Origin of the sequence: Asaia krungthepensis NRIC 0535 (assembly GCF_025995175.1) — a bacterium.
In the GTDB taxonomy this organism is placed as follows: Bacteria; Pseudomonadota; Alphaproteobacteria; order Acetobacterales; family Acetobacteraceae; genus Asaia; species Asaia krungthepensis.
In genome coordinates this window covers 175,664-193,732 of sequence record NZ_BAPV01000003.1, presented here as the reverse complement: position 1 = coordinate 193,732, position 18,069 = coordinate 175,664, and the positions used below count along the sequence as shown (strand labels likewise).

Sequence of the window (18,069 nt, the reverse complement as noted above, 5' to 3'; positions counted from 1 at the left end):
CAGGTTCGCTGTCCTCAACTAATCGTGCATTGCGCCTCGAGGCGAATACACTAGTTCTCGCATAATTACATTCGTGTAATTTTAGTAACGCCGATACGGCGCTGCCGTGAACAGGATAGAACATGAAGCCAGATCTGACAGTTCGGACGGCCAGCGGATCCTCCCGGCCCGCGCCGCGACGCAAGCTCTGGCATCACACTTACGTTCAGGTTCTCGTTGCCATCGTGACCGGATCTCTGATCGGGCATTTCGTTCCGCAGACCGGGCAGGCTCTCCAGCCCTTGGGCGACGGGTTCATCCGCCTCGTCAAGATGATCATCCCCCCCGTCATTTTCCTGACGATCGTCACGGGTATCGCCGGACTGCGCGACCTGCGCGCTGTGGCACGGGTGGCGGCCAAGACATTCGGCTACTTCCTGTTTTTCTCCACGCTGGCGCTGATTGTCGGTCTGCTCACGGCAAATCTCATCCGCCCGGGCGTAGGAATCCACGCGACAGCCCATGCGGCCGTCACCCAGGATTCCAATCTGGCACGCTATATCGGCAAGGCGCATGAAAGCAGCGTCGTCGAGTTCGTCCTCGATATCATCCCTGATACATTTGTCTCGGCCCTCACGACGGGCAATATCCTGCAGGCCCTGTTCGTTGCCATCCTGACAGGGATCGGGCTCGCCCTGATGGGCGAGCGTGGCGCGCGGATCTATGACGTGCTCGAGGAGATCTCAGCGGTCGCATTCCGCATTGTGGGTATACTCATGAAGGCTGCCCCGATCGGTGCGTTCGGCGCCATCGCCTACACTGTCGGAAAGTATGGCGCCGACAGCCTGACGGATCTGCTGAATCTGGTTCTCACCTTTTATCTGACAGCCATCCTTTTCGTGGTGGTCGTGCTGGGTGTTGTATCGCATCTTGCCGGCTTCTCGATCCTGCGTCTTTTGAACTATCTGCGGGCGGAACTGCTGCTCGTGCTGGGCACGTCCTCGTCGGAAAGTGCCCTCCCAAGCCTCATGGCAAAAATGGAGCGGGCCGGATGCCCCAAGAGCATTGTGGGCCTCGTTGTACCGATGGGATATTCGTTCAATCTCGATGGGACGAATATCTACATGACCCTCGCCGCACTCTTTATCGCGCAGGCTTACGACATTCATCTCAGCCTCGGACAGCAGGTCCTCTTGCTCGGGATGGCGATGCTTTCCTCAAAAGGAGCGGCAGGTGTCACCGGGGCCGGGTTCATCACATTGGCTGCAACCCTCACCATCCTGCCGACTATTCCCGTTGCGGGTATCGGCCTGATCCTGGGTGTCGACAGGTTCATGAGTGAGTGTCGCAGCCTGACCAATTTCATCGGCAACGCCGTGGCGACCATCGTTGTCGCGCGCTGGGAAGGCGTTGTGGATGATGCGAAGCTGGCGGAGGCTCTGGGAGCAAAACCGGGCCGTCGGGCGTCTTCCTGGCTTTCAGGCTGATAATGGCAGAGCGCGTGCCATGCTGCATTTCCACAATATTCCGCTCCTCGCCGGGCGTATCTGGCTGGTTGTTGCCTTCTGTCTGACCGCAACTTCGGGTCGCGCCGAGGCGCAGAGTGTCAGCCAGGGCAACAACCCGGCGCCCGACCCTTTCGCGACACGAGCGCCCGCAGAACCAGCCGTCACGACCTACCCTGCTCCCGCCGCTGGCGATGGCCTGACCACCTCGGGTTATAATCTATCCCGCTGGGCCGAGGACTGGCGCAAGATGCGCGATCCCAAAAACCGCCGCGACTTTCTGGATCGGCTCAAATTCATCCCCCTGACGCGCGCTCAGAATGTCTATCTGACGTTGTCAGGTGAGATGCGTCTGCGTCTGAACCAGACAAGCAACCCAAATCTGAAAAAGGGACCTTTGCAGCGTCAGGATATCATGCGTCTTGTCGGCGGCGCCGATCTCCACGTCACCCGCTATTTCAGGGCTTTCGGTGAGCTCGCCCATGGGGGTGTTTCAGGACCTAATATCGGAAAACCCGCGGCCAGTATGCGTAACAGGCTATTCCTGCAGCAATATTTTGCCGAGGCGACTGTGCCGTTGGCGACAGTGCATCTGGGTGCTCGTTATGGACGACAGGAGTTCACCGATGGGGCCAACCTACTGACCTCGCAGCGCGACAATAACACGCTTCGCTTCGCCCTGAACGGCACACGCTTCTGGATACGTGGCAAACGGATCAGGGGAGATTTCTTCGACTTCCGCTATACCCGGTTGGGGCAGGGCGGGGTGAGAGACGACGTGCTCGATCGCGGTATCCGTTTTTCGGGGGGAACTGCGGGTCTGGTCATCCCCCGCGACTTTCTGGGCAAATCCAGACTCTATCTCGACCCTTTCATCTGGCGGCTGCGCAATAGGAGGGCTGTCTGGGGCGGTCTCGCAGGTCGGGAGGAACGGCTCTATTACGGGCTTCGACTATGGGGCGATGTCGACCGGCTGACCCTCGACTGGGTCGGCAATTATCAGGGCGGGCATTATGAGGGGCGTCGCATCGAGGCGTGGCAGGTTTTCATGGCGCAGACCTGGCGCCTCGGGGTTAAGCCGACTGCACCCAAGATCGGCTTTCATGTCGATTATGCAAGTGGCGGCGGGGCGTACGACAAAAAGACCTTGCGCAACGCGCTCGCCCCTTTCGGGAATAATATCTATTACAGCTATCAACTCTTCCTCACGCCCACCAATCTGATCGCCCTGGCGCCTAACGTGACCGTGTCGCCCCTCGAGAGTTTTCGACTGACCTTTGAGCATCAATTTGCCTGGCGTGCCTCACTGAGCGATGCCGTATACCGCGCCAATGGAAGCGCTTTTGCAGGGACACAGAATACGCGGGCGAGGCGCGTGGCCCAGTCCACGCGTGCCCAGGCCGTATGGACCCTGACTCCTCGTCTGAGCCTCACCGGCCGTTATGAGCATTTGCAGGCAGGGCCCGCGCTGACGCGCGCCAGCTATACGAGCTCCGATTTTTTTGCTGGCTGGGCGAACTACCGCTTCTGACGGCCTGGCAACACGACAAGACGGGAGAGCGCGGTCTCATGAAAATCCGCCCCCTGCTCGGCCTGGTCGTCGCCTCGATCGCAACCTCCGGCCGGATCTCGCGATGATCCCGTCATACGCCCCTGGCTCGCCACGATCGCAGCAGATTACCGCAGTCCGAGACGCGCCTGATACGTGACAGGGAACAGGGTGAGGGCGCGCAGCCAGGGCGTCGTGTCGGTGTCGTCTTCAAGCTGTACGGCATCGACGCCACATGTCCAGAGAAACTGAGCCTGATCGGGGATCAGATGACCCTCCGCGCGTATCTCGCCTGCGAAACCGAAATACTCCCGCAAAGCCCGAGCCTGCGTGAAACCTCTGCCGTCGCGGAAGATCGGGAACGTCACGATGATCAGATCGAGATGGTCCAGGGCGCTTCCAAGCGTCTCGACGTCGAAATCCGGGCTCAGACGAATGGCGCGCGTCGCGTCGGTCATCTCCCCCACAGAAACGATATCGAGTGTTGCGGGGGCCGGGTGACGTACCGGCCCGAGGTTAAACTGTTTCATAAGCCGCTTCCTTGAAGGGGGCATCGCCAAGGCGTGAGAGCGTGTCGAGGAACTGCTCGCCTCTCTCGCGCACACTCAGATAGCGATCAACGATCCTCGCGATAGCATCCACCATGTCGTCTTCGGGGAGAGCGGCACCCAAAATGTCACCTGTGCGCGACTTATCGTCGTCCCGACCGCCAAGCGTGATCTGGAAGAATTCCTCACCGCGCTTGTCGACCCCAAGCAGGCCAATATGACCGACATGGTGATGTCCGCAGGCATTGATACAGCCGGAGATATTGATGCGCAGCTTCCCGATCTCTTCCTGGAGCGCATTGTCGGCAAAGCGGGCGCTGAGCTTCTGCGCGATAGGGATCGACCGGGCATTGGCCAGGGCGCAGTAGTCCAGTCCGGGGCAGGCCACGATATCCCCGATCAGTTCGTTATTCGCGTCACCGAGGCCAATCTCGTTCAGCACCTGCCACAGGGCATACAGACGGTCCTGCGCCACATGGGCCAGGACAACATTCTGAAGATGGGTGATGCGCAATTCGCCAAACGAAAACTGATCAGCCAGATCTGCCAGCCGGTCCAGCTGGTCGGAGGTTGCATCCCCCGGTATGCCGCCTGCGGGCTTGATCGAGACGGTCACCGCAATGCGCCCGGGAGCGAAATGCGGCAGGGTATTGCTTCGAACCCAGCGATCGAATGCCGGGTTGGCCTGACGATCGCGTCGAAGCACGGCGTCGGCATCCGGGGAGGCTGTTAGATCGGGTGCGGCAAAACGCGCCCTGATGGCGGCGACCACTTCGGGGGCAAGGCGATAATGTGACGGATCCATGCGCGAAAGCTCGTGACGGACGGCCTCGCGGTAACCCTCTATTCCAAGTGCCTGTACGAGTATTTTGATACGCGCCTTGTAGATGTTATCGCGCCGCCCATAGGCGTTATAGACACGCAGAACGGCCTCGAGCGTCATGAGAAGATCTGCCTCGGGCACAGAGTCGAAGAGTTCATGACCGACGAGAGGGGTACGGCCAAGTCCGCCACCCACAAAAATGCGGAACAGGGGCCCGTTCTCTCCGGGGCGAGCCAGAATACCGATATCGTGGAAGCGCGCCGCCACACGGTCCTGAGGGCTACCCGAGATTGCGATCTTGAACTTGCGCGGCAGGAAGGTAAATTCAGGATGCAAAGTTGACCATTGACGCAGGATCTCGGCGTGAACGCGGGGATCCATCAATTCGTCGGCAGCGGCACCTGCAAACTGGTCGCAGGTCACGTTGCGTATGCAGTTGCCGCTTGTCTGGATCGCGTGCATGTCGACATCGGCAAGTTGCCGCAGGATTTCCGGCGTTTCTTCCAGCTTGATCCAGTTGAACTGGATATTCTGGCGCGTCGTGAAATGCCCGTAATCGCGGTCGTAACGCCGGGCGATATGAGCAAGCTTGCGCATCTGCCGGGAGTCGAGCACGCCATAGGGGATCGCCACGCGGAGCATGTATGCATGGAGTTGCAGATAGAGGCCGTTCATCAGGCGGAGCGGCTTGAATTCGTCTTCGGTGAGGTCGCCGCTCAGACGGCGCGCTACCTGACCTTCGAATTCGGCGATACGCGAGGCCAGAAACTCACGATCCGCCGTCTGATACTGATAGAGACCGACAGGCGCGTTCATGCGTCCAACTCCGTTGCGAACTGGGGATGTACCGTAGGGCCGAATGCCCGGATTCGCTCTCGCACGCTTACTGGCTCGGCGATCGTGCCCGGTCGGACAACGACTTCGTAGACACCGACAACGCCATCGGCCTGTGCCGATTGTGTGGCGGAGTCGAGCGCCGATTCGTAAGTGTCCGGAGCGAGGATGGCTGCGTGAGCAATCGAACGATTCCACGCGCCTTCGGCATCTCGCCACACGATATGACCGTCCAGCAATCTGTTGGCCGTCAACACCAGTGCCTCACCGGCGGCTATGCGTATCGCCCTTTTCATGGCTCTTCCCGACTTGATTGAACCGCTTTTAGCGTGAATTATAAACTATCCACGATGATCGTGTAATTATATCTCAGAGATCACCGCCAGGAGCAAGGCACCATTCCGCCCGGAGGCGGCTGAAATTGCCGCGCTGCCCCTTGCGACCCGCCTGCATTGCTGCATACGGGACCGAACAAACTGACCAGGAGCTAGAACGATGCCGGATCGCGCCCCATTATCGAAAGAAATTTTCCGCGATGCGATGGCCCGCCTTGCGAGCGCTGTCACCATCATCACGACAGATGGGGAGAATGGCCGCCATGGTTTCACTGCTTCGGCCGTGTGCAGCGTCTCGGACGACCCGGCGACACTGCTTGTGTGTGTGAACCGCTCGGCCTCGACCCATGCGCATCTGGTCAAACACGGTCTTCTGGCCATCAATATTCTGGCGCATGAGCAGGAAGCGCTCTCGACCCTGTTCGGGAGTTCGAAATATGCCATGGAGACGCGTTTTGCGTCAGGGAACTGGCGTCGCGGGGAACTCGGCTTGCCGGTGCTCGAGGGAGCGCTGGTCACACTGGAGTGCCGTATCAGTCTCACGCAGGAAATCGGGACGCATAGCGTATTTTTCGTTGAACCGCTTTGCGCGGAATTTGCCCGTGAAGGAGCGTCGGGTCTCGTCTGGTTCGACCGGGCCTATCGCCGGGCCTGAGAAGGCAGTCAGCGTTGCGTGAGGTTCGCCGTTTCAGAACGAACTAACCGGCCATTTTCCGCCTGGGCCTCTGCTGTCGTCGGCTCAGACATGGTCGAGCAGAGAGGCAACCGTATCGATCCGCCCGGCCTTGAGAATCAGCCGACGTCCGGTGGCCAGGGCGCGTCGACGGGCTTCGATCTGACTGGGACGGTCTCCTGCAGCGTCATAATCGGCAATCTGGGCGAAACCTATTGTGCGCCGTATCATCTCGAGCCCCGCAAATCCTGCAAGATCATGCATCACCTGATGCATGAAGCGGGAGCGCTCGGCAGCCCAGGGAGAGGAGCCAGCGCGCCCTTCGGCCTTCTTTGCCCTCAGTGAACCGACATCGCCTCGGGTGTCGGTGTTCTCTTCTCGCTCCTGATAGGCATGCTGGAAGCTCGACCACAGAAGGGCGATTTCGTCTCTCATCCATTCATCGTGATCCGGCTGGGCATAAGCGTTCATGACGAGGTTTGCGATGAACATGCCCAGATCGAACCCTATAGGGCCGAACACCGCAAATTCGCCGTCGATCACTCGGACATCGTCTCCCGAAATCATGACCGAGCCGGTATGGAGGTCTCCATGCAACAAGGCCTGGTCGACTGACAGGAAACGTTCCTGCAGACGCTCTACAGCCGCATGGAGCGCGATGTCGTCCTGCAGTTCCGCCACCGGGTCGTCCATCTCGGGACTTATCCAGCGATTGCGTTGGCAATCGCGGCGATAAGGATCGGTCAGGACCAGATCGACCGTGATGCGCGTCAGGGCGAGATTGCGCGAGAAAATGTCGCGCAAAGCATGCACGTCCTCGAATGGCAGCGCGCGCCAGGAGGTCGCCCAGGCAGCATGTCCCACAAATTCGCCGATACGTGCGCCGAACCCGGCCGGTGCTGTCCCTTGTATGAGCGCGCCACGCAGCACGTGATGCGTATCCAGATTCTCCATCACGATCAGGAACAGCCCCTCATCGAGATGATAGAGAGCAGGGATCTGATGACCGACAGCGGCGCTGACGCTCTGCATCCAGCGCGCCTCGAAAAGTGTCCGTTCCAGAGGCATCGCCCAGGTGGGATCGACGCGAACGTAAGGCAGGGATTGCTTGCAGCACAAACTCCCTGCCGGCCCCGACACAATGAAAACCGTGTTCAGGTTTCCGTCACTCACCTCGCGCGCCGTCCAGTCAGCTGCATTTCCGCCAAGACGCTCCTTCAGAGGGATATGGCTGGCCAGGTAGTCGATGAGCGAGGCGGCGGTGAGAGGACGATAGGCACTCATGGAACAAGCCTCTCCATCATAGCCCGTGTCGTGGGCAGGACCGTCGTTTCGAGCGTGTGCAGCGCGTCGAGGGGATGACATTCCAGCCGGTCATATTCATCATTGGCCCGCTTGCGCCATGCCGATTCAATCAAGTCGAAACGGCGCGTCGTATGGATGCCAAAGCCGATATCGACGATATGGGTTTCTGTGTGTTCACATGCGAGAAGCGGCGGGGTGAGGGAGACGTCATCCGAAAAGCCGATCTCTTCGTCCAGCTCCGCAAGAAGCTGCGCTCCAAGATCGACGGGCTCCTGCTCCCCGCGCGCCTCGACGCTTCCGGCGGGAACCCCTTGCCAGTATCCGGGCAGATAGAGCGAGTTTGGATTCCGACGACCCAGTACGACCCCGTCAGGACAGATCAGTAACCCCGTCACGGCCAGAGAGCGCAGCTTCAGATGGGAGGCCAGAGCAGGGGAGCGCATCTGCGCAAGGACCCAGCGATATTCGCACCAGAATCCGCTCAGGCGTGAGGGGGTAAGCTCGGAGAGGCAAAAGACCCGGCCATTATAAAGCCTGGGATGAACAGCAAGGGCGTCGTGCCATACCTCGTCAATTCCCGCTTCGACAGTATCGTCATTCAGAAAAGGTGCGTCATGACATACGATCTCCAGCGCGGGAGAGAGGGGAGTCACATGCCAGGAGGTTTGGGTATCCGTCATCAGAAATCCCTCGTCCCGGACAGGACAGCCTCAATCTCGCTGATGACGCAGTCAGGGAGCGGCGATGCGCAGGCACTCACATTGGCGTCGAGCTGATCGATCGATGTCGCGCCAGCAATCACACTGCCCACGATATCCTGTCCTAGCAGCCAGCCGAAGGCGAGACCGGTCAGGGTCAGATCATTCCTGTCGGCGACCGTCTGGAGAGCCTCGACCCGTGCCCAGACAGCCGGGTCACGGTAACGCGCCTGCAGATAGGTCCAGGCGGAGAGCCGGGATCCCTCGGGTGGGGGTGCATCTTGCCTGTATTTTCCGGTCAACATGCCGGAGGCGAGCGGGAAATAGGGCAGGAGCCCCAACCCGAAATGCCGCATGGCCGGTACAAGTTCGGATCGCGCACCGCAAGCAAGCAGGGAAAGTTCGTCCTGACAGGAGATGATGCCCGCCAGATTGTCCCGCCGCGCGATATGGCAGGCATCGGCAACCTGCCATGGGGGCAGATTGGACACTCCCGCATAGCGTATCTTGCCTGCCCTGATGAGCTGATCGAGGGTTTGTAGCGTTTCATCGAGCGGCGTTCGAGGGTCGGGACAATGCAGTTGATACAGGTCGATCCAGTCAGTTTTGAGACGCCTCAGACTGGCCTCGACGGCGCGCAGGATATAGGTGCGCGATGCGCCTGAAGAGATTCCGCGCTCATCTGCATCCGCTTGCATGTTCATGCCAAACTTGGTGGCGATGATCGCTTCATTGCGGCGTCCGGCAAGCGCCAGACCCAGTGCTTCCTCTGATGCGCCCGCATGGGAATCACGTCTCCCATACACATCTGCGACATCGAACAGGGTCACGCCGCGATCGAGGCACGCAGACACGAGTCTGGCGGAGGTATCGTTGTCGATCCGGCCGCCGAGGTTGTTGCACCCCAGCCCGAGCGAGGAAACGATCAGTCCTGACGTACCAAGCGAGCGATAACGCATAAGGTAATCCTGCTATCCCGAACGAACGACCTGGCGTACTTAAAGATCTCGCGCTGGACACTGAATGTCCGACGAAGACCCTGCATCTTGCCTCCTCACGGTATCCTTGTCACCCGGAGGGGCGCGGCAATTCCCCCGGATAGCAGAAGGCGATGATCTTATGGGCGCGGCAATTCGTCAGACTGCGGCGACCCCGAAGCTGATTTCCATCGCGATGCTCGTTTGGACAAAGCACGGAATGCCAATCCATATCTCTCCGTGATGGGAGTCCGGCCGAAGGAAGTAGAAGTGGCGCCGATCGCCGTCATCTTCCTCAAGGACCGGCATCCACGTCACATCGCTTTTGCCATCCGACCGTCTGACATTATGCATGAGCTGATGACGTGCGTAGTCGAACGGTCTGCGCAGGGAAATTCGGAAAAGCTGCGCCTTCTCGCCCTGTAAGGGGGAAAGGAAAAGCACCCCCCAGACCTCGCTCCAGTGATGAGGTCCGAGCCCGGTTCCCGCGGGTCCCGTTCGCAGATCGAGCGCGCTGTGCTTGCCGTCCTCGGAAAGAATCGCCTCGAACTGCATGTCCTGATGACGATGGTCCCGCAGTTCGAGCCATGCACAAGGTTTCTTGCCCGGCAGCATCGGCAGGCCCGAAATCAGCTTTTCGCCTTCAAATCTCTCCCTGGTTTCGCGGCCGATCGTCTCGGAGGCGATCCACTGAATGCGGCCCCACCTTGCATCATCCCGCCATGCGCGGGTGAGGGGCGTGTAGATTTCCTGGCTGCTCAGAGCCGAGGAAAAATGAGCGGAAAGGGCCCGGTTGAGGATACGGGCATGAAGGGTGGCTGGCGTGTCATCATTGGTCAGCGTTGCCAGCAGCGCGCGGCTCCAGGGCTGCGAAAGGGCTGCGGTGGGAACGGAGTCGGGATCCCGGCTGAACCATTTGACCTGGCACATATGCATGGGAAGTTTCTGCACGAACTGAACAAGGTCCGGAAAAATGACCTCGCGTATCGGTTCCCAGAGCATGTGACAGATATTGGTAAAGCGGCTCGTTCCGAATCTTCGGAAGAAGGTGACCGGGAGGAACTCCTCCAGCGCAAGCGTCTTCTGTGTCGGGTTTGCGAAGAACCCGTCGCAGGCCTCAAGAATGGCGATCCGGTCATGCAGCGTGCCCCATTCGCTTCTCTCGGCCAGTAATCCTTCAATCTGGTTGATGGACATGAGCGGGATATCCGCTTCGTCGATCAGATAGCGTCTGAAGGGCTCTGCTTCCTCCAGATTATCCCATACCCAGGCTTCGCCGCGCGGGACATTCTCCAGCGGCACGTCGATGAGATAATGACGCGTCATCCCAACCGGGGCATCATTGCCACGGGCCATATGCGCCACAGCCTGGTCCAGGCTGAATGGCCGCACAAAGAGACTATTTGACGCGCTCGTGCAGAAATAATCGAAATCAGGGAATGCATGGAGCGCCTCGGCATAGGACTCCATGTGGCCGAGGAGGAGAGTGCCTCCCCATTTCTTGCGCTCCACCTTGCCGTTGAAGACATGCACCCGGCGGTGACCCGCCAGTAGGTGGAAAGGAATGGCGCGATTTGCAGGGAAATTGATGACGAGCGAGCAATACTCATCGGTATAGCTCAGGAAATTTTCAATGAAGACCGGAAGGAATCGGTCTTCTTCATTGTAATTTGCTGCAAAGACGACGTGCCTGCCTCTGGTTGCAGGCGGCGTCAGGGGCCTTGTGGCCCCCTCCTGCCTGATTCCCGGCTGACCATAGACGCGCACGCTTTTGAGGTGGAGATGATCCCAGTTATCGAGCCTCACCCGCACGAACCGCGTGCATATCGGGGTCGCGAAAGGCACCGTGTAGGCTGTCTTTTCGTCGCCTCCGAAGGTGTCATGATCCGTTTTCGAGAACACCTCGTGCCATTCCCGGCCATCCTCGGAAACAAGGATCGAAAAGAGCCTGTTTCGTGTCGGCCAGTAATCCGTATTGAAAAGCTCGATACGTTCGATGGTGCAAATCTGCTCGAGATCGACCTGCCACCACGGGAACCACTCTGCCGCAGTCTGGAAACTCGTGTCTCCATATCCTGCGAGGACGGCCTCACCTGCCACTTGTGACAGGGGCAGGACGATCTCCGGGTGTTTCGAGCTCTGGGTGGCAGGTTTTCCCAAAGCAAGATCAATCAGTTCGGACATGGATTCGCTCTTCATATCAGCTCTTCGCGGCTGCTTTTGAAATCGGGACCGATAGAGAGGGTGACTTCTGCGGTGGCGTTGCAGAATACGGGCAGGCCGATCCAGACATCACCGCCTGCGTCATGAGCATGGCGCACAAAATAATGCTGCTCGGCGCCCTCGATCCGATCCAGCCTGTCAGCAAAGCCAACCGTGTAGCCATATTCGTCGTAAAAAACGGTGCGCGAGAGAATATCGTGCGGAATGCAGCCATCCTTCGGCACGGTCATTCTGAAGACAGTGCTTCCCTGCATACCGGAGAGATAGAGATATCCCTGCAGATGGACGCCAGAAACAGCACCGCCATCCTCCGCCGTGGCGCTCGCGGTGAGACGCAGCGTCGTTTCGCCTTCGTCGTTCTCCTGCATTGAGAGGGCAACGGAGACGAGCTGACCGGTAGATTCCAGAAAAAGATAGGCCGGAGCCATGCGTGAGGGCGCCAGTTCGGGAATGTCGATATCGACCCGTTGCCTCTGACAGGGAATGTCCCGGACAGACCAGCGAAACCCGGTCTGCCCCTGGACGGAATGCCGCCACCATCGATCTGTAAGCGGCCCAAAGCACTCGGCCTTGCGCATTTCTTCCACGAGCCGTGTGGCGAGTGTCGTTTCCTGAAACCGCGCGAGGTTCATGGTCTTTGCCTGTGCCTTGCACAGCAACGCACGTCCCCAGTCCGTCGTGACCGCCGCCGTTGATTGCGCACCGGGCGAGCGGTCGAACCATTTCATCGAGCACAGATGGGCGGGCAGTTTCGGGGCCATCTCCAGCAGGTCGTCGACGGTCGCGAGGCGCGTCCCGGACCAGAGTACCCGGGAGATATGGGTGTATTGTCCGCTGCCAAAGCGATTAAAGATCGAGGTAGGCAGCAATTCCTCCAGCGCCATGAAATTCTCGAACGAGATATATTTCTCAAGGCCCATGATGAGGCTTCGACGTTCCTGGATCAGCTCCCAGTCTTCACGTCGGGCAAAAAGGCCTTCGATTTGCGTTACCGATACGGTCGTCAGGCCCATCCGGTCTTTCAGATAGGCCCCCGTCCCCTCGCTATTGCGCAGATGATGCCACATCCATGTACCGTGATAGGTCGGATCGACGGGGTCGACCTCTTGGTCGAGTTCATAGGCGCGCTCGCAGGCCACAGGCACCCGGCTGGCAAGTGGAAGCTGCTCGATTGCGCTCGCCGGGTCGAAGGGCCGAACGAGCAGCGCGTTGGAAGCCATGGTGGCGAAATAGCGGAAATCGGGGAAAATCGCCCGTGCGGTCTCATAGGATTCGATATGGCCCATGAGCAGGGTATGACCCCATTTCTCACGCTTGACCTGACCGTTGAAGATGTGAACACGCGGATCCCGTCGCGCGAGCTCAGAAGGGATGACCCGCCCAGCTGGAAAATTGAGCGCCAGACAGACATTCTCAGGGGTGAACGCCAGAAAATTATCGACATAATGCGCAAGATAGGCGTCGCTTTCATTGAACAGCGTCGAAAAGACGACACGACTGTCTTCCGCCTGGATATGTGCTAATTCTATAGCGTCGGCGGCGCTTTGTTCGCCTCCGACTGGTTCCAGTAGATCGAAAACGAGGCGATCGAAAGCCAGTATTCCGAAGCTATCTGCCCGGAGACGGAAATAACGGGCCGTCCGGATACGTGCAAAGCCTACCGTGAAGCGTTCAGGATCCTCGGGTTCATGCAGCGGCTGCGTCCAGACCGGAAGCCAGTCCTTGCCGTTATCGGAAATCAGTGCCGTGAGCAGAGGGGGCTGACCCTGTTCTGTATGCAGTCCCTCGATCGTGAAGCCATTGATACGCGCAACGCTGGATAGCTCGATCTGCCACCAGGGAAACCACTCCGGGGCCGAGCAAAAGCCCCCTTCGAGACGCGGCCGACGCTGCGAACTTGAGCCAATACCCGAAGCGTCGATGATATCGATCACGAAGCTTGTCCTTTTCGTCTTCAGTCTCTGATGGAACGTCCAGAAGCCCCGTTCAGGCATGGGGCACGCGTTTATCCGGTTCTCAGCTTAAAGCATCCCGTAGCGCGGTGAGGCAAGCACGAGAGCGCGCTCCTGCGCGAGATTAACCTTAAGTCACACGCCGTGTTTATTATGCTATATACAAGCAATCCGCGTTCATCTGCGCTCCCTGGTCGGAACTGATGACGGCGCTGTCCGGAAAGCCTCCACCAATCCGGCGCGAATACTGCCACGACGCCAGAACGTATCCGCGCCCGATAGCTCCAGGGCCTGCCGGTCAGGGCGTTGGGACAACCTTGATCTGAACCTCGACATTCACCGCCCCCTTCACAGCCGGATTGTTCGATGCAGGGAGTATGGCGGATACAAGACAATCGCCCTCTTCGACCGTCGCAGGAACCGTATCGATTGCGTTGGCCTGTTTCATCACAGAGTCCAGTCCGTGCCCCTCGAGGGAAATATCGAGCAGCTTATCTGCATCTGGTCCCAACGCCATGCTTGGGTTTAGGGCATCGCCCGCACCGGTGCGATCATTCCACATGAACTTGTTGGGGGAATGCCCGGGAAACGCTCTGGCGCAGCTATTGTGACGATACACGGCAACAATCTCCCGTATGCGCCAGATATCGTGACTGCGGTCAATCCCGGCATAGTCTGGCGGAGCGGTTGCAGAGACATTGCCGTACAGGCTTATCAGCGCGCCTGGATAAAGCGGCCCTTTTCCCGACACCGGAAGGACGGTGTAGGCATTGAGGACCTGCCCATGAGCAGTGCTGGGTGACACGATGAATTCCGAATCAAGGCCCGTATAGGTCTGCGCCGGAAAGCGCGCCGGGCCGGTGTCGTAAAGCAGTTCGAGATCGCTGGTCATTGTATAGGGTAGATCTGCAAAATCCGTGCCGTCGAAACTTACAAAAATGCACCCACCCTTTTGCATTCGAATTGGGATACGCTCTGGTAATACCAGAGCTACAGGGAATTTTTGCGTTCCCGGCCTTGCCTGCTTGACAATAATCCCGGCGAGCCCCTGACTGGGAAACCGATCATAGATTTCCTGATAGCTGCCGATCGTCTGGCCTGAGACCGGGCAGTTTCCCCGCGTCGTGTAGGCGATACCGAAAAGGGTTTCGGAGCTCACCGCCCCGTGCAGCGCTGGATTGGCGGTCGTGGTAGTCGAGAGACTTCCCACCAGCCCCCTGAAATTGACATCCGGGGGAAGGTCGGCAGGAAGCTGGAAGGCATAAAGGTTCTTGATCTGAAATGATGTGGTTTTCTTCGTAAGCTGCGCCTTCAGAGGGAGCCTGAGGAGATCTTCGGCGTTTGAGGATGCGGGAGGCGCAAGTACCAGGGCCGCCAGGAACGCGATGGTCGGGATCGAGGGGATCCATGGCCTTTGTCTTACCATTTTTTGCCTGAGCATCTTCGGCGTCTTTCATTCGTCGCGCTATGAAATCAAGCACCAAGATATATGGATAGATCGGAAGGAGAAGCATAGTTCGATGAGTATCGTAGAAAAAAGAAGAGAAAGATCGAGAAAAAATTCCCTCGATACCAAAATTTCCGGAAGAAATCTCTTTTCCCGACGTTTTTTTCTCGGATCCAGTATTGCTTCGATTGCCGCTGCCACGGCTCAGAATGCCCGTGCTGCGCAGCGTTTTCCGCCTGATCATGTGCTTGCGACCGACCCGTTCAGACCCATCACCCATTTCGTCGCCCCGAGAGGGTGGATGAACGATCCCTGCGGGCCCATTTTCGTGGATGGTCAGTATCATCTGTTCTACCAGTGGAACCCGGAAGCAGCGATCTGGGACAACATGCACTGGGGACACGCAACCAGTCCGGATCTGGTCAACTGGGAGTACAAGCCGGTGGCGCTGTCGCCACATCACGACGGACCTGAGCGAGACGGGGTGTTCACGGGGGATGTCGTGGTTGATGGAGATCGCGCCGTGGCGATCTATACCGGTTTTCGCTTCGGCCGTGGTCAGGCACAGATTCAATGTGCTGCCTATTCTGACCGGTCGATGGTGCACTGGAAACAGGCTCACGAGCCTGTTTTGGCGACCGGGCCCGATCATCTTCACATAGGAGGGTTTCGCGATCCGAAGTTGTGGAAGGAAGGCGATGTCTGGGTGATGCTCGTCGGCAGCAAGATCGAAGGCATGGGCGGTGTCATCTTCCGCTATGAAAGCCGCAATCTTTCCGACTGGACATTTATTCGTGTCTTTTACGGGCCTTCTGCATTGCGTGGTGGCGATGATGTTCTGGAATGCCCGGATTTCTTTGACCTTGGCTCCTGTCACGCCCTGATCTTTTCGATCAATAACGTGGTTCATGTCATCAGCGGCACCTACAACAAGGGTGTGTTTACCCCGCTACGCGAGGATGTGCTGGGGCATGGCGGCTTCTATGCCGCGCGCAGTTTCGTCGATCAGGAGGGGCGGCGTGCGGTGTTCGGTTGGCTTGCAGAAAAGCCCTGGCAGGCAGGCGAAGCTGCGTCGCGCGGCTGGAGCGGCGCCATGTCATATCCAAGGCTGGTGGAGGCAGACCCCACGGGCAAGGTAAGGACTGTACTCCATCCTGCCGTCGAGACACTGATCGGTGAACAGATGTTTGCCGGGCGCCTTGAGGCGCCTCTTAACGTGGCCGGCCCTCAGGTACGGATCAGGTTGCGCTTCAAGGCGCGAACTGCGGGCAGTGTCGTCTTCGCCCATACGGATCGCTATCTCCATCTGGATTACAATCCTGACGCCGGCCAGGGACGATTCTCGTGCAACGAAGACGATGCACCCCTTGCACCCACCGATGATACGACCCTTGACATCTTCGTGGATGGGGCGGTCATCGAGATCTTTTCCTCGACCGGAGTGGTGCTCAACACGCGCGCCTACGGCAATCCGAGCCGTCCTTTCACGCTGACCGCCTCTGGGTGCTTCGAAGGCGCGCGATGCGAAATCCACTATCTCCTTGCTGCCCGGTTCACTACGGCCGGATAGAGTATCCCGGTTAAGGCATGCCCGGATGCGTTTCGGGATCTGCCGTCGGGGCCACACGGACCGACACGGGACAGTGATCGGACAGAAGAAGCCGCTCGCTCGCTGGAGGCGCGATCAAGACACGCAGTGAGCCGGGGACTATCCAATCCCTGGCCGGGCCTCCAAGCAGGATATGATCGATGAAATAGCTTCCCCCTTCGCAGGGGCTCGACAGACCGGATGTGGTCAGCAAGGGTCGCGCCTTATCGATCAGGGCACGATAATATGGATCGTGAAGGGTCATACGCCGGTTGAAGTCACCGATGACTGCATAGGCCTCGCCCTCATCCTCGCGTTCGGCGATCCAGTCAGACAGAATGGCGATTTGCTCGCGCAGAATGGGGCAGGAGTGGTTTTTTTCAGCCCAGCTACGCTCCCAGCAGCCCGATTTGAGATGGACCACCAGCAGGCGTAGCTGATGGTCCCCGTCGCTGACGATCACATCCAGCCCGGGACGAAGGGTGTGGCCTCCATGAGAAGCCGAGCGATCAAGGGTATGCACTTCCTGATGGCCGATCGCATGCCATGGAGCCCGCAGGGCAACGCCGAGGTTTTGCGCAATAGGCGCATGGCTCATGACAAGATGATAGGTGGCCGGCGGAAACAGACGCGCAAGGGCCGCCTCGTCAGCGACTTCCTGGACCGCGATGATATCTGCGTCGAGACGTGACGCCTCACTTGCGAGACCCGCCCAGTCTCTTTCAGTACGGTGGGGAATATTGGAAGGCAGATCCGCCGGCGCCGAGCCAGGCAGGATCAGCCAGTTGAGATTCCATGTAGCAATCTTGAGGGGAGACGCTTTGGCTGACGGGGTAAAGACCCAGACAGCCAGAAGCAGCCCAAGAAGCCGATCAGGCCTTGACGCCAAGATCGCTCAGAACATCGCGCACAGTGCGCTCCTGACGGGTCTGCTCGTCGATCACGACGACCTGACCCGAGCCGATATCGTAGAACCAGCCCTGGAGGGCGATTTCGCCCGCGGCCAAAGCCCCCACCACGGCCGGATGGGTGCGCAGATGGGCGAGCTGCAGCAGCACGTTCTGCTGGGCCAGTTCCTTGACGGTTTCCGGACCCGCGTCTTCGGCTTTCAGCGGACCGAGAGCGGCACGTGCTGCTTCGGCATTCCGTAGCCAACGTACCACTGTGGGCATCGCATCGAATTTCGGATTGTTTAGGTCGCACAAGGCGCCCATGGCGCCGCAATTCGAGTGACCACAAACGACGATATGCTTCACCTTGAGCACGAGCACGGCGTATTCGATGGCGGAGGAAACCGCACCGAGCATTTCGCCATGCGGCGGGACGATATTGCCGACATTGCGCACAATGAACAGGTCACCCGGCGCGGTCTGGGTGATCATGCTCGGGTTGATACGGCTATCGGAGCAGGTGATGAACAGGGTGGAAGGCGACTGGCCATCGGCAAGACTTTCGAAAAGCTCGCGATGCTCTTCGTAGACTTCGTCGTCGAAATGCTGCACGCCCTTGAGCAGGGCAATCAGGCTGTTTTCGATTTCACTCTTCATCGAGACCTCATCTGAAAGATTGCTGTTGCACTGCTGTATTAGTGCAACAGCTTGAACTCAGATCACTTCGATGCCGCGCTTTTGAT

Annotated in this window: 15 protein-coding genes; 4 read left to right on the top strand and 11 right to left on the bottom strand. The window is 58.8% G+C overall.

Features of this window, described 5'->3' with window-relative positions; all coding sequences use genetic code 11:
- Window positions 1–122 precede the first annotated feature (122 nt).
- Window positions 123–1,466 carry a C4-dicarboxylate transporter DctA gene (dctA, locus tag AA0535_RS02140; RefSeq protein ID WP_264814259.1) on the top strand — a complete coding sequence of 448 codons (1,344 nt, stop codon included), beginning with the start codon at window positions 123–125 and terminating at the stop codon, window positions 1,464–1,466.
- Complete coding sequence (locus tag AA0535_RS02135) at window positions 1,396–3,015, top strand: alginate export family protein (protein WP_264814258.1); 1,620 nt, start codon at window positions 1,396–1,398, stop codon at window positions 3,013–3,015. Before dctA ends, AA0535_RS02135 begins: the two co-directional genes overlap by 71 nt.
- Window positions 3,016–3,161: 146 nt before the next feature.
- Here the strand turns inward: AA0535_RS02135 and AA0535_RS02130 are convergent, their stop codons facing one another.
- The 3 genes from AA0535_RS02130 to AA0535_RS02120 are packed head-to-tail and all read right to left on the bottom strand — an operon-like array spanning window position 3,162 to window position 5,534.
- Window positions 3,162–3,563 (bottom strand): DUF934 domain-containing protein, encoded by a 402-nt coding sequence (locus tag AA0535_RS02130; RefSeq protein WP_264814257.1) that lies wholly within the window; start codon window positions 3,561–3,563, stop codon window positions 3,162–3,164.
- Entirely contained in the window at window positions 3,550–5,220 is a 1,671-nt protein-coding gene (locus AA0535_RS02125; RefSeq protein ID WP_264814256.1) for a nitrite/sulfite reductase, read from the bottom strand. The genes AA0535_RS02130 and AA0535_RS02125 overlap by 14 nt, the downstream gene beginning before the upstream one ends.
- A complete protein-coding gene (locus AA0535_RS02120) occupies window positions 5,217–5,534 on the bottom strand; it encodes a DUF2849 domain-containing protein (protein WP_264814255.1) in 318 nt (105 codons plus the stop codon). The genes AA0535_RS02125 and AA0535_RS02120 overlap by 4 nt, the downstream gene beginning before the upstream one ends.
- A 199-nt stretch (window positions 5,535–5,733) precedes the next feature.
- Here AA0535_RS02120 and AA0535_RS02115 point away from each other — a divergent pair, with 199 nt between their 5' ends.
- Complete coding sequence (locus tag AA0535_RS02115) at window positions 5,734–6,228, top strand: flavin reductase (protein WP_264814254.1); 495 nt, start codon at window positions 5,734–5,736, stop codon at window positions 6,226–6,228.
- An 84-nt stretch (window positions 6,229–6,312) separates the two neighbouring features.
- Here the strand turns inward: AA0535_RS02115 and mtnK are convergent, their stop codons facing one another.
- From mtnK to AA0535_RS02085, 6 genes are all read right to left on the bottom strand, one after another.
- Entirely contained in the window at window positions 6,313–7,530 is a 1,218-nt protein-coding gene (gene mtnK, locus AA0535_RS02110) for an S-methyl-5-thioribose kinase (RefSeq protein WP_264814253.1), read from the bottom strand.
- On the bottom strand, window positions 7,527–8,231 hold the full coding sequence (locus AA0535_RS02105; protein WP_264814252.1) for a hypothetical protein: 705 nt from the start codon (window positions 8,229–8,231) through the stop codon (window positions 7,527–7,529). The genes mtnK and AA0535_RS02105 overlap by 4 nt, the downstream gene beginning before the upstream one ends.
- A complete protein-coding gene (locus AA0535_RS02100; RefSeq protein ID WP_264814251.1) occupies window positions 8,231–9,208 on the bottom strand; it encodes an aldo/keto reductase in 978 nt (325 codons plus the stop codon). Before AA0535_RS02100 ends, AA0535_RS02105 begins: the two co-directional genes overlap by 1 nt.
- Window positions 9,209–9,385: 177 nt before the next feature.
- The gene (locus AA0535_RS02095) at window positions 9,386–11,410 is read right to left on the bottom strand and encodes a discoidin domain-containing protein (RefSeq protein WP_264814250.1); all 2,025 of its coding nucleotides are present in this window, start codon (window positions 11,408–11,410) and stop codon (window positions 9,386–9,388) included.
- Window positions 11,411–11,421: 11 nt separating this feature from the next.
- On the bottom strand, window positions 11,422–13,383 hold the full coding sequence (locus AA0535_RS02090) for a discoidin domain-containing protein (protein ID WP_264814248.1): 1,962 nt from the start codon (window positions 13,381–13,383) through the stop codon (window positions 11,422–11,424).
- 316 nt (window positions 13,384–13,699) lie between these two features.
- Window positions 13,700–14,842, bottom strand: coding sequence for a hypothetical protein (locus AA0535_RS02085; RefSeq protein ID WP_264814247.1), 1,143 nt, complete (start codon window positions 14,840–14,842; stop codon window positions 13,700–13,702).
- On the opposite strand from AA0535_RS02085, the gene AA0535_RS02080 reads away from it, so the two are divergent.
- Window positions 14,787–16,418, top strand: a complete 1,632-nt coding sequence (locus tag AA0535_RS02080) for a glycoside hydrolase family 32 protein (RefSeq protein WP_306310207.1) — start codon at window positions 14,787–14,789, stop codon at window positions 16,416–16,418. The genes AA0535_RS02085 and AA0535_RS02080 overlap by 56 nt on opposite strands.
- A 10-nt stretch (window positions 16,419–16,428) precedes the next feature.
- On the opposite strand, the gene AA0535_RS02075 is transcribed toward AA0535_RS02080, so the two are convergent.
- Complete coding sequence (locus AA0535_RS02075) at window positions 16,429–17,325, bottom strand: endonuclease/exonuclease/phosphatase family protein (protein ID WP_264814245.1); 897 nt, start codon at window positions 17,323–17,325, stop codon at window positions 16,429–16,431.
- Entirely contained in the window at window positions 17,309–17,983 is a 675-nt protein-coding gene (locus AA0535_RS02070; protein WP_264814244.1) for a carbonic anhydrase, read from the bottom strand. Before AA0535_RS02070 ends, AA0535_RS02075 begins: the two co-directional genes overlap by 17 nt.
- Window positions 17,984–18,069 lie beyond the last annotated feature (86 nt).

Excerpts from the sequence above, each read along its gene's own strand:
- AA0535_RS02115 (WP_264814254.1), top strand. The coding sequence starts at position 5,734 with ATGCCGGATCGCGCCCCATTATCGAAAGAAATTTTCCGCGATGCGATG.
- AA0535_RS02095 (WP_264814250.1), bottom strand. The coding sequence starts at position 11,410 with ATGTCCGAACTGATTGATCTTGCTTTGGGAAAACCTGCCACCCAGAGC.
- AA0535_RS02130 (WP_264814257.1), bottom strand. The coding sequence starts at position 3,563 with ATGAAACAGTTTAACCTCGGGCCGGTACGTCACCCGGCCCCCGCAACA.
- AA0535_RS02085 (WP_264814247.1), bottom strand. The coding sequence starts at position 14,842 with ATGCTCAGGCAAAAAATGGTAAGACAAAGGCCATGGATCCCCTCGATC.
- AA0535_RS02080 (WP_306310207.1), top strand. The coding sequence starts at position 14,787 with ATGGTCGGGATCGAGGGGATCCATGGCCTTTGTCTTACCATTTTTTGC.
- AA0535_RS02135 (WP_264814258.1), top strand. The coding sequence starts at position 1,396 with ATGATGCGAAGCTGGCGGAGGCTCTGGGAGCAAAACCGGGCCGTCGGG.
- AA0535_RS02105 (WP_264814252.1), bottom strand. The coding sequence starts at position 8,231 with ATGACGGATACCCAAACCTCCTGGCATGTGACTCCCCTCTCTCCCGCG.
- AA0535_RS02120 (WP_264814255.1), bottom strand. The coding sequence starts at position 5,534 with ATGAAAAGGGCGATACGCATAGCCGCCGGTGAGGCACTGGTGTTGACG.
- AA0535_RS02070 (WP_264814244.1), bottom strand. The coding sequence starts at position 17,983 with ATGAAGAGTGAAATCGAAAACAGCCTGATTGCCCTGCTCAAGGGCGTG.
- AA0535_RS02100 (WP_264814251.1), bottom strand. The coding sequence starts at position 9,208 with ATGCGTTATCGCTCGCTTGGTACGTCAGGACTGATCGTTTCCTCGCTC.
- dctA (WP_264814259.1), top strand. The coding sequence starts at position 123 with ATGAAGCCAGATCTGACAGTTCGGACGGCCAGCGGATCCTCCCGGCCC.
- mtnK (WP_264814253.1), bottom strand. The coding sequence starts at position 7,530 with ATGAGTGCCTATCGTCCTCTCACCGCCGCCTCGCTCATCGACTACCTG.
- AA0535_RS02125 (WP_264814256.1), bottom strand. The coding sequence starts at position 5,220 with ATGAACGCGCCTGTCGGTCTCTATCAGTATCAGACGGCGGATCGTGAG.